Genomic DNA, 12,209 nt, shown 5'->3' with positions numbered 1-12,209 from the left:
ATACAGCCACTGTGCCTCCGCTGCCCCCGCCGGTGATTTTGGCTCCGTAAAGGCCACGAGCAGTACCGGCCTGCCGCACAAGATGAACGAGCAGATCCGTTCCCTCCGATCCCAGGCCGCAGGCCCCGTAGCTGACGTGGGATTGATACATCAACTCGCCCAGCAGCTCCAGTCGCGTGGGTGTCACATCTGTGAGCAGTTCGGCGAAAGTGCGCACGCGGAAATGCTCGTAAATCGGGTGTGCCGTCGGCGTGCGCACGGCATAGCGTGTTGTCGGCGATGGTCGCGTCGCTGAATCGGTCGTGCCCCCGTAGCGCTTGAGGAAGTCCGCACCAACGAGCGACTCCGGCACCCGCCCGGCGTAAAACTCCTCGAACTCCGAGGGCGTGATATTGGCCAGGTATCCGCGCCAGCGCGGGTCATGCACCCGAACGATTCCGCTCTCGTCCAGGGTGCACGTGAGACCGGCCAGGTCGGCGATCACCCGATACCCCATGAAGGCTCCGATGCGCACCGACGTATAATCTGCTCCCGAGACCGAATGGCGAATCCCGGAATCCACTCCCCAGAAGGTGATCTCGTCAGGGATGGGGATGTGGCCCTTCACCTCTGCCGGCTGGCAGAGCAATGCCAGCAGGCGATGGGCTTCCCCGCAAGCAGCCGTCATCTGATCCATGATGCCGCAGGGTGCGCCGACGACACGGTTCTCGACGATTTGACAAAGTCGCGCCGTCTCCTCCGGTGGAAGCGAAATGTCGAAGGCCGCTTCGATGGCCATCATGGTTGCGACTTCGAGAGCCGCCGAGGAACTGACGCCTTTCCCCTCGGGCACATCCGAAACGATGAGCAGTCGAGCGCCTTCGGGGAAGCTGACTCCCCGCTCGCGCATGAGGACGAGGAACGCTCCGGCACAATAGGCGGCCCACTGCTGGTCCGGTTCGCGCCGAAAATAGGCGCGGGCGGCGTCGTAGCCGATGGGAGCCGCCCCCGATTCAAAATCACTCAACGGCATGGTAAATGAGGTTGCGCCCGTCGCTCGCAGACTGACGATCGTCAATCGGCGCTCGGGATCGCGCTGGAGCGCGACGAGCGTCGCCCGGCTCAGAGGAAGTTGCAGCACAAGGGAACCGGAATAATCGGCGATGCCCCCCATAACGTCGAGTCGGCCCGGTGCTCGGGCGATGACAATGTCGGAGAGACCATCAAAGAGCCGCCGAACCTCGCCCACCGGATGGTGACCGAGCATGTTCAGCATCTCGATCAGCCTCACCACATCCGACAAACCGTGCGTCGCGCCGTGAACGATTCGATATTCCATCCGCGTCATCCAGAGCGACCTTTGGCGGTGCGGCTCAGGTCGCCTTCATCGTTCCTCTGGCAGGAATCCTCGTCGCCGGAGCGCTGCCTGAAGCAACGGCTCGATCTCGGCCCGGATGTGCTCATTGGCATAGCCTATCCAGGCAATGTCCGGTTCCACCGCAAGCGGTGCTCGCAAGGGATTACCCTGGACATCGGTGATAATAACGCCAAGTTCCCGGGCAATGAGTTCGGTGCAGATGTCATAGGGATGACAGCAGATGCTCCGAGACGGCGAGCGATCCACTACCGGCCGCAGATCGGCCGTGAAGCGGTCGTGCCCGATCATCAGCTCGTAAAGCTGCCCGCCGGTCGAAATGTACTGATCCTCAAAACAGAGCGCCTTGCCGGGTTGAACAGGTCCGACGGCGGCCTCGGCGATCTCATCATCGAGAGCCGCCAGCAGGGCTCGCGCTCCGGGAAAGAATCGGGAGATTTGAGCGAAGCCATGAGCGATCGTGCGGGCCCGTGACGGGCGCAGGCGCAGCGGCTCGCTCCTGCCGGTGAGACGATTCCACCGTCGGGCGGACACACCCTGACCGCGAATGGCCCAGACTTGATCGGAAAGGTGTTGCTTGACCAACGGGATCTCCGTTTGAATGGCCAGGACGATATCCTGAAGATCGGTCTCCGGTCCTCGATTGGCAGCGACCCCCGTGAGAATCCAGGCACTGCGTTTCTGATACATCAGCCCGCGCGTGCCATCAATCGGGTCAACGATGATGCGCCACCGGGCATCCGCTTCGTCCGCTCCTTCGGGCAAGATCATGCGGCCTGCCGCGAGTCCTTCCGCGATGAGGACAATCGGGGCTCTTGTGGCGATTTCCCGCTCGAGGAAATCCACCAGCACATCTTCCCCGACCCGATCAACGACATAGATCGTATCTCCGACATCGTCCTCGGCGATGTCGGCTAATTCTTCAGGAGCATGTCGCTCGCAGGCCGCGACGACGGCCTGTCGAATCTCCTCATGAAGGCGAAGCAGGGGTTCGAGCAATTCCGCGACGCTGCCGTTCACGCATGCGTCTCCTTGCTGCGCTGCTTGTAGTGCACATCCGGCTGGCGGCGCAGTTCCGCGGCTTTCTCCTCAGGCGAGGTGTCGCTCAGAAAGTTCCCGCCGCCGATCTCCGGGCCTGCCAGATACTTCAACAGATTCGGCTTGCGCAGCGGAGGATGAAACTCGATGTGGAAGTGAAAACTGCTGTAGTCTCCTCCATCGGTCGGAGCCTGATGCAACACCATCACATAAGGGAACGGCATCTGCCAGAGGTTGTCGAACTTGACGAGCACGCGCTTGAGCACGTCGGCCAGATCGTGCATCTGCTCGGCCGGAAGCGACGCCAGGCTGGGATGCGTCGCTTTAGGAGCTACAAAGACCTCGTAGGCATAACGGGCAAAATAGGGAACAAAGGCAATGGCCGTGTCGTTCTCGCAGAGAATGCGCCGCCCATCCTGACGCTCCGCCGCCAGAATATCCTGAAAGAGGATGCGGCCGGTCTCCCGCAAGTGCTGCTGGCTGGCCTGCACCTCGGTTTCTATATATTTGAAGACGAAATTGGTCGCGTAAATCTGGCAGTGCGGATGAGGGTTCGAGACGCCGACAACCTCTCCCTTGTTTTCAAAGATAAGGACGTGAGCGACCTCCGGATGCTGGCCGAGTTCGAGATACTGATCCTTCCACACCGCGAGGAGATTCACAATGTCGGCCACCTCCAGCTCGGCCAGTGTCACGTTGTGTTTGGGGCTATAGCACACGACGCGAGCCCTCCCTCGCGCCGGACGATTCCGATAGATTCCCGGCGGATGTTCCAGCACCTCCGGTGCGTCCCATCCCACACAGGGAAAATCATTGTCGAAGACGAAGGTCTGCTGATAGCGAGGATTGCGGGCTCCGCTGGCCCGAACGTTGCCCGGACACATGTAGCAGTCGGGGACATAGTCGGGCAGGGAATTCGGCTCTGTCGGCACGGTCTCTCCCTGCCAGGGACGATCCTGACGATGCGCGGCCACAATGACCCACTCCTGACGCAGCGGATGCCAGCGTTCCTCCCACACTCCGGAGACATTCCTCGTCCTTGTTTCGCGCTGACGGGGAGACTCAACGACAAGCCTTTTCTGCATGGCTGACGACTCCTCCTACCAACCGTGTTCCCCCTTTTTTAACCTTCTCGCCGTCCCCCCGCGCCCCTTACCCGGTGAAATAGAGATAGGCGGCCAGGATGAACAGCAGCACCACAACGGAGCTAATCACATCCCAATGATTCCAGCTCATCCGAGATTCCCGCTTGTGTTCCTCCGTGAGCGTCGCATAGGTGAGGCCGATGATCCGCTCCGGCGCGGGCGGCTTGGTGAGATAGCTCACACCGATCATGACGGCAACAGACACCAGAAAGATGAAGAGGCTGTAGTACTGGAAATAAATGTTGTTGACGAACCAGAAGAAAGATCCTTCCGGGTACCCCTGTTCGAATCCGGCAAGCTTCAAACTCACCGGCGTGTCCACGATGAGACGAAAAATTCCGAGGAAGAATCCGACGATCAAAGCAGCCAGACACCCGGCGCCGTTAAGCCGCTTCATGAAAACACCGAAAAAGAAAACCACGAAGATCGGCGGCGCGAGATAAGCCTGGACGCCTTGCAAATAAACGTATAACCCCTTCGCCCCTTGAATGACGGGAATCCAGACGAGGCCGATCAAAACCATGATCGCCGTGGCCACGCGGCCCACCCACACCAGTTGTTGCTGCGATGCCGTCGGACGGAGCTTTTGATAAAGGTCAATGGTGAAGAGCGTCGAACTCGCATTGAAGACGCCAGCGAGCGAACTCATCAGCGCCGCTAACAGTCCCGCGACGACGAGCCCCCGCACGCCCGTCGGGAGAACATATTTGACCATCAGGGGAAACGCCGCCTGAGCGTACTCGTTGACGGGATTGCCGTTGCCATCAACCATTGAGGCGAATTCGGGAACCCGACCCGTCTTGGCCAGCGCCAGCCAGATCATGCCGGGAATAATGAAGATGAACACCGGCAGCAACTTCAAAAAAGCCGCGCAGATGCTACCGCGCCGTGCTTCCCGTTCATTCGGGGCACCGAGCGCCCGCTGCACGATGTATTGATCCGTGCACCAGTACCACAATCCGATAATCGGGGCACAGAAGAGCATCCCCACCCAAGGGAAATTATCGTTGAAATACCAGGCCATCCGTCCCGGCTCCTTCACCGGTTCCCAGGTCGCCTCCACTCCCGGCGGAACCAGCGGCTTCCACAGGTTGAACAGGTCGGGATCGAGCGCCGCCCGCAATTCCGACCAGCCACCGAGTTTCATCAATCCAAATATGGTCAACGTTGCCGACCCCGCAACGAATATGATCGTTTGTAACGCTTCGGTATAGGCGACGGCTCGCAATCCACCCAGCACTGTGTAAATGCCCGTCAGAATCACGACCAAAAACGATCCCACCCAGAAACTGTTGAACGTCCATCCGCCCAGGCGGAGTTCTATCTCCGGCAACAACGTGCTGAAGACAACTCCACCGGCAAAAATGCCCACGGCGATCTTGGTGAGAACATACGCGACGAGTGAGATGATCGAAAGCACCCATCGAGCCGTCGGTGAGAACCGTTTCTCCAGAAACTCCGGCATGGTGAAGACGCGCGAGCGAATATAAAACGGAACCAACACCCAGGCCAGCACGAGCAAACACCAGGCATGAAGCTCATAGTGGGCCAGCGCCACACCGCTTGTCGCTCCCGCTCCGGCGAGCCCGACCAGATGCTCCGATCCGATGTTTGACGCAAAGATCGAAGCCCCGATGATGAACCAGCTCAAATTCCGGCTGGCCAGAAAGTAGTCATCGGCCGTCTCTCGACCCCGGCGGATCACCCACCAGGCCAGCCCCAGAACGACACCAAAGTAAGCGGCAATCACCAACCAGTCCAGTAAGGCCATCGTCCGTTCTCCTGTGGCAAAGATCCGCTGACTGCCGCTTTCTGAGCGATTTCGAAGTATCTACTCACATTTTTGAGCAAACTCTGATTATTCATGCACGTTTCTCGCCTATTTTCGGAATAATGGAGCGAAATGTCAAGTCCGGCTTGCCTTACGCCCTTGGCGGCAGTCAACGTCATAAGATTGAACTCCGTGAGATGTCCAAACCACAAGTGCTTTAGCTTGCCGATATCCAACCGATGAGTTCTCCTTCTTCGGCGTAGCTTATGGTTGGTTCTGGCGACAACGGGCAATCGGCCCGCCCTTGCTCTGCTTTTTGCGCAATGAGTTCTTCGCCTGTTCACCCTCACCTTGATTACTGTCAAGGTGTGATTCCGGGTGTATCGCTCCATTTCGTACCGACGGCCTCGGGGGGAGGACACCGTGTGTAGCGCCACATCATGCAGGCGCCGCTGTGAATACACAGGGCGAAGATGGTTGACGCTCTACCCATCGGCAGACCTCGATATCCTAGCCGAGGCGCGCAAGGAGCTGGCGGTGCTCCTCCCACAGGGGTTCTGGCAAGCGGTCACCGAACTGGCGGAAAAAGGCGGCAATGGCATCGGCTTCTTCTCGCCAGGCACCGCGATCCACCTGCAGGAGCTGGTGCAGCGTTTCCGCCGACAGGGCAAGTCCTTCCAGGTCCAGAGCCGTCGGCGCAGGGACTAATCCGATCGGCGTCTCAGTGGCTTCACTTCGCCCGTTGACGCGATCCACGATCCACTTGAGCACGCGCAGATTCTCGCCAAATCCTGGCCAGAGAAAATTCCCCTCGTCGTCGGTCCGGAACCAGTTGACGTGAAAAATTTTCGGCGGGTGCGGGCAGCGCGCACCGATTTCCAGCCAGTGACGAAAATAATCAGCCATGTTGTAGCCGCAAAATGGAAGCATGGCCATCGGATCGCGTCGGACGACGCCGACTGCGCCGGTGGCCGCAGCGGTGGTTTCCGAGGCCATGCTGGCACCGACGAAGACGCCATGCTGCCAACTGAAAGCCTCGTAGACCAAAGGGGCCACGCGCGCCCGACGTCCGCCAAAAATTATCGCCGAGATCGGCACGCCGTGAGGATCCTCCCAGTATGGCGAGATCGAAGGGCACTGACGCGCCGGAGCCGTGTAACGTGCATTCGGATGGGCGGCCTTTTCCTTACTGCCGGGCCGCCAGAGCCGACCCTGCCAGTCATAGGCTTCTGCTGGAGGCTCGCCCATTCCTTCCCACCACGGCGTTCCCTCCATGGTGAGTGCCACGTTGGTGAAGATCGAATTGCGCGACAGCGCCACCATTGCGTTTGGATTGGTCTTCCAGCTCGTTCCCGGAGCGACGCCGAAAAATCCGCTCTCCGGATTGATGGCCCATAGCCGACCGTCGGGGCCAATCCGCATCCAGGCGATGTCATCGCCGACGGTCCACACCTTGTAACCTTTCATCGCCTCGGGCGGAATGAGCATCGCCAGATTGGTCTTGCCGCAGGCACTGGGAAATGCGCCGGCGATATAGGTGACGTTTCCCTCAGGGTCTTCGATTCCCACAATCAGCATGTGCTCAGCCAGCCAGCCTTCGTCCCGCGCTTCAACGCTGGCGATCCGCAGCGAGTGACATTTTTTGCCGAGCAGCGCATTGCCTCCGTATCCCGACCCGATGCTCCAGATCATTCGCTCTTCGGGAAAGTGGCAGATGTAGCGTCGTTCCGGGCTCAAATCGCCGAGCGAGTGGAGCCCTCGGACAAAATGGTCGGACGGGCCAAGATGCTCTAACGCGACTTTTCCCATACGCGTCATGATCCGCATGTTGGCCACGACGTAAGGACTGTCGGTGACTTCCACGCCGACCTCACTGAAAGGTGATCCCGGCGGACCCATGAGATAAGGAATAACGTACATCGTTCGCCCTTTCATGCACCCCATGTAGAGCCGACCCACACGGTCGCGCGTCTCTTCGGGCGACATCCAGTTATTGGTCGGACCGGCGTCGTCACGGTTCGGCGTGCAGATGAAGGTGAGGTGCTCGGTGCGAGCGACATCGTTTGGGTGGCTGCGATGAAGATAACAGTTGGGGTATTTCTGCTGATTCAGCGGGATGAGTGTGCCGTCGTTACACATGAGCCGGATGAGGTCTTCATTTTCCGCCTCCGATCCGTCGCACCAGTGAATGCGCTCGGGCGTAGTCAGTTTCGCTACCTCCTCGATCCATTCTACGAGTGCTCGGTTAATCATAGCGAACCTCCCTTGTAATGGATAGCCTGTGTTTTGACGGTCCGCCAGCGGTTGGGCAATGCAGGAGGATCATGCAACACATGGCAGACTCATTCATAAGGGCAGTGATTATACCTGAGACCGAGACGTCATTTCTACCTTCGGAACAAGGTCCCTCAGGATCAGGCACCTCTGCGAGATCTGACAGGGCGTACCGGTCAGTCACGCACAGAAGCGTTTATCTGACAGTTCCTCTCCTGTCTTTGGCCATACATCTCGAGGACAGATGCGTTAGGCATTTATGCATGCCAGTCCGTTGGGTTCACCAGTGCTCGTATGCCAGGGTGATCCCCTCCGTCTACCCACGCGACGGTGAGATTGAGCACGGGCGGTTAACCGAGCAGAGACGGGAAACTGCGCCGGATGCAGACGGAAGCAGCCAGTCACGCGGCCACGCAAGGACAGAGATTAGCCGGCGTTGCCCAGAACGCGTGGTACCAGGCATGCGACGCACAGCGCCTGGGGTGCTCGGGCCCGGCGGTGGCTTCGGATCCTCACTGCGGAAAAAAACGGAAGATTTTCGCTTCCAAGCTGAAGATGTCCTGACTCGCGCAACGGATTGAAGGAACGGGCCTCCTGCTTGACGAAAAATGTACGAGAGCCTCGATGAACGATCAGGGGACGGGCGCTTAAGCGCAGTTGACGAGGCTTGGCCGATTTGGTGGCGCTCTCCTTGTTTGGCACTGAGGTGGCCTAGACGGCCCACCCAACACATGGGTGCGTCCTCCAAACCTTTGCTGATTTACTCAGCGAGCGCCTCCAGCTTGACTTGCTTGGACGGGCTTGATAATGTGCGATTCCATTGACGGTGGAAAGGGGTAGGATTCTTAATCGGCGCATTGCGGTTGATTTTGCGGGTTAACGGAGCCTCGACTCTCAATGACCGCGCACTGGACTTGAAGAAGGGAGGTGCTAGAAGGAATCAGCCCCATTCGCGGCGCTGCTGCTCGCTCAGGCGAGCCGGCAGTTTCATCCAGGGAATCATCCATGTGCGAGTGCAATCCATGAAGATGAAGACATGGGAGCACGGGCTTCCGGCCCGCGCTCGTTGAAGAAGAAGCAGGCGGGAGACCTGCGCACCCCGGGAACGTCACTGGCATCACTCATGAACCGGATGTTGGCCACGAACGAGGAAAATCCGGGAGCGCCCGTGTGGGGCTAGCTCAACGAGCACGCTGGAGGCGTACGCTCCTGGGGTATTCCTCGAGAAGGGAAAGATGAGAGACTTCGCCAAACCTGTTGTGGTGCTGAGTCAGTGCCTTGAACTTCAACCCTGCCGGTTCGACGGGCAGGTCATACCCAACAGCTTCGTCAAACAACTTGCGCCCTATGTCACACTCATACCCGTTTGCCCCGAAATGGAAATCGGCCTGGGCGTGCCCCGTGAGCCGGTACGCATTATCGTCGTCAAGGGTCAGCAGCGGCTGATTCAACCAGCCACCAACTTAGATCTGTCGGATCGGATGCAACGCTTCGCCCAACGGTTTCTCGCTTCGCTAGACGCCGTTGATGGGTTCATTCTGAAGAGTCGCTCGCCGTCGTGTGGGATCAAAGATGTCAGGGCATACCTTGGCGTCCAGAAGGGCGCCGCCACTAAGCTGACATCCGGCTTCTTCGCGCGCGCCGTGCTAGAAAGGTTTCCCGGTGTGGCTATCGAGGATGAGGGTCGGCTGACGAATTTCAAAATCCGGGAGCATTTTTTGACCAAGCTGTTTGCGCTGGCGAGTCTCCGATCGGTCGCCACCTCGCCTTCGATGAAGGCGCTCATTCGCTTTCACACGGCCAACAAATTCCTCCTGATGGCTTACAGTCAGAAAGAACTCCGAAACCTTGGTCGCATCGTGGCCAATCCGGAAAGGAAGCCCATCGCCGACGTCATCGAACAATATCGTACGCACTTCCAGGCCGCGTTGGCGCGTCCGGCCAGGACTCCCTCCATTATCAACGTCCTCCAGCATGGCTTGGGGTACTTCTCCGACAAGCTGTCGGGCAAGGAAAAGGCCTTCTTCCTTCAGTCCCTTCAGATGTACCGTCAGGGAAAGATCCCTCTGAGCGCTGTCGTCAGCATCTTGCGCGCCTGGGTCGTCCGGTTTGAGAACACGTATCTCATGGAGCAAACTTTCTTCGAGCCGTATCCTGAGGCGCTCGTTGAAATCAGCGACTCGGGTCGAGGGCGACCGCTGTCCGTATGATACCGGTTTGCTCGACAGATCGCGGAACAGCTTCGGACGTTGTTGGACAGGCGCTCGTCCTCCCAGCGGGCAGCGCAGGTCCGGGGACGACAAGATTTCTGAAGTTGTTGGTCAGACCACAGCCTGCCCTTGCGATGATATAAGATGAGTATGCGCTGGACGGTCCAGACCTTAATTCCTAATAGTGGCGTCTTCTGGTGCCGGAGAGAGTGCAATCATCCCCTCGGGCTGGAGCCCCTGATCTCCGATGAGCTGTATGGGTTTTGAATAACAGCACGCGAAAGACGAGTGCCACGGGCTATATGACCGCGTTCGTCCAGGACACAGTTGACGCCATAGGGACAGCTTTCTGGCCTCATGCTGAGGCTTTTACGTGTATCGGAGAGGCTGAGTGAGGTAAGGATGATGCGCCTCCCCGCCTTCGACATCATCACCTTTGATTGCTACGGTACCCTCATCGATTGGGAGCGCGGCATTGTGGCCGCATTTCAAGCGGAAGCGGCTCGGGCCGGGCGCACGCTCAATGCCCGCGACATTATCGCCGCCTATATGATCGAGGAGCCAGCAGTCGAAGCGGGGCCATACCGACCCTACCGCGATGTGCTGACGCTGACGGCACAACGAGTGGCCGCGCGGTTAGGGTGGGACATTGATCTTGACCGCGCGAGCTTCCTCGCCCGGAGCCTTCCCGAATGGCAACCCTTTGCCGACACGAACCCCGCCCTGCAGAGGTTGGCCGGCAGGTTCTCCTTAGGCATTCTCTCCAACGTGGATGATGACTTACTGGAGGCCACCCGACGACACTTCACCGTCACGTTTGATCTGATTGTGACGGCTGCGCAGGTTAAATCATATAAGCCCGCGCCCGCACACTTTCGTGAGGCCATGGCCCGTGCGGGAACAAAGAAGTTGTTGCACGCGGCACAAAGTTACTTCCACGACGTCATGCCCGCCGCCCGACTGGGCATCCCGGTCGTGTGGATCAATCGTAAAGGTGAACGCGTCAGTCATGGCGGACCGATGCCAATCTGCGAGGTCCGCGATTTGACAGAGTTGGCCGATCTCCTTGGCTGTTGACCTCGCAGCTCACGTCCGCGGAGGACTGACGGCCGAGATCAAATCCGATGTGTCGAGACGGTGGCCTCCGGGTCTGAGTCTCAGAGGAAAGCGAGTCCCTGAAGAAGGGATCCGACCGAATTCACGCCTCCAACTCCCGGGTGATGGGCTCACGACCTTTTTCGGGGTGCCACACTCAAGAGCAGAGGCGCTGCCAATCTCCGATTCGCGCGGCCGCTGACAGGAAGCACGATGGGGCGTACCGGTAACAGGACGAAAATGCAGGATCTCGATTCGGCATTGGGATAAGCATCAGCAGGGGAGCGGCCACCGTTAGCTCCATCAGTTCGGAGCTGTCTCCAGACTGCACCGCGACCCCTGACTGTAGGGCTCCGATTCGAATGATGGCGTAGTCAAACGCATTCGCCGTGGTCAACAATCGCTGACAGCCATTGCTGATCGGTTTTTCGTCGGGGCGCGCGATCAGGCGCAAGGGCGAGCCGAGTCCGTCACGATCGTCCATCTCCCTGCCGGAGGGATTGCTCCTCACATAATCCCTGTCAGCATCTGCTCGAACTTCACGGATAGGAGTCTTTGAGGTTCGCTCGGGGAAAGGCTGGTTCGTTCAGACTCAAGCGATCAGGCGATCACAATTTAAACACCCTTAACGATGCTTTAATTTTCGCGTCACATGGAGGGCATATAATGCGTGCTCGCATTGAGGCGATGATGAGAACAGCGACGGATCGTAGTTCTGGGACTCGAGGGGGGAGAACGGTATGACTTCAAGTCGTCACAACGCATGGCCGATAATTGGTTGCGTCACGGTGCTCATCAATCTGCTTGGAGGCGCGTGGGCTCAGACAAGCTCTTATCCTACGCCTCCAGAGACTATTCAGTTTCACGAGTTCTTCAGCAAAGTCTCCGTCGAGGGGCTGGAGTTCTCGCCGAAGCTGAGAGCTTTGGATGGCAAGCCGGTGCGACTGATCGGCTATATGGTGCAGCAGGAGCACATGAGTCCTGATCACTTCTTCCTCGCGGCACGTCCGCTAAAGCTGTGCCCTGATTGCGGTGGGGTGACAATGCTGCCTTACGATGTAGTGCGGGTGAACATCGTCAGCGCTAAGCCTGGTTCGCCTTTGAGGTATATCTCGGGCCCTATCACTGTGATCGGCATTCTCTCCCTGGGCAATCGAGAGGAGGCTGATGGTACGGTGTCACTCATTCGTTTGACGGTGCGGTCTCTCACTACCGATAGCGCCCCGGCTGGGAAAGAGGTCAAGCCATCCCCTGCGAGGCAAGACCTTCTCAATAAGCCGAGGAGGCGATCAATAAACGTCCCGAAGAAGTTTCACCTCACT

8 protein-coding genes are annotated in these 12,209 nt (G+C 58.6%); 3 read left to right on the top strand and 5 right to left on the bottom strand.

What is annotated here, in order from left to right; translation table 11 throughout:
- The 5 genes from VNM72_06400 to VNM72_06380 all read right to left on the bottom strand — a co-directional run.
- Positions 1–1,327, bottom strand: a 1,327-nt coding sequence (locus VNM72_06400; protein ID HXF05030.1) for a galactokinase family protein, incomplete at its 3' end; no start/stop codon positions are given.
- A gap of 36 nt (positions 1,328–1,363) precedes the next feature.
- Positions 1,364–2,374, bottom strand: coding sequence for an inositol monophosphatase (locus VNM72_06395; protein HXF05029.1), 1,011 nt, complete (start codon positions 2,372–2,374; stop codon positions 1,364–1,366).
- Positions 2,371–3,477, bottom strand: coding sequence for a galactose-1-phosphate uridylyltransferase (gene galT / locus VNM72_06390; protein ID HXF05028.1), 1,107 nt, complete (start codon positions 3,475–3,477; stop codon positions 2,371–2,373). The genes VNM72_06395 and galT overlap by 4 nt, the downstream gene beginning before the upstream one ends.
- 67 nt (positions 3,478–3,544) lie before the next feature.
- Complete coding sequence (locus VNM72_06385; protein HXF05027.1) at positions 3,545–5,308, bottom strand: sodium:solute symporter; 1,764 nt, start codon at positions 5,306–5,308, stop codon at positions 3,545–3,547.
- Between the two features lie 510 nt (positions 5,309–5,818).
- A complete protein-coding gene (locus VNM72_06380) occupies positions 5,819–7,561 on the bottom strand; it encodes a phosphoenolpyruvate carboxykinase (GTP) (GenBank protein HXF05026.1) in 1,743 nt (580 codons plus the stop codon).
- A gap of 1,057 nt (positions 7,562–8,618) precedes the next feature.
- Between VNM72_06380 and VNM72_06375 the strand changes: the two genes are divergently transcribed.
- The 3 genes from VNM72_06375 to VNM72_06365 all read left to right on the top strand — a co-directional run bounded on the left by VNM72_06375 (position 8,619) and on the right by VNM72_06365 (position 10,869).
- A complete protein-coding gene (locus tag VNM72_06375) occupies positions 8,619–8,762 on the top strand; it encodes a hypothetical protein (protein HXF05025.1) in 144 nt (47 codons plus the stop codon).
- A gap of 55 nt (positions 8,763–8,817) precedes the next feature.
- Positions 8,818–9,792 carry a DUF523 and DUF1722 domain-containing protein gene (locus tag VNM72_06370; protein ID HXF05024.1) on the top strand — a complete coding sequence of 325 codons (975 nt, stop codon included), beginning with the start codon at positions 8,818–8,820 and terminating at the stop codon, positions 9,790–9,792.
- Positions 9,793–10,194: 402 nt separating this feature from the next.
- A complete protein-coding gene (locus VNM72_06365; protein HXF05023.1) occupies positions 10,195–10,869 on the top strand; it encodes an HAD-IA family hydrolase in 675 nt (224 codons plus the stop codon).
- The last annotated feature ends 1,340 nt before the right edge of the window (positions 10,870–12,209 follow it).

The sequence above is a fragment of the Blastocatellia bacterium genome (assembly GCA_035573895.1).
Taxonomy (GTDB): domain Bacteria; phylum Acidobacteriota; class Blastocatellia; order HR10; family HR10; genus DATLZR01.
Note: the sequence above shows the minus strand (reverse complement) of the source record. Positions and strands in the feature narration are given on the sequence as shown.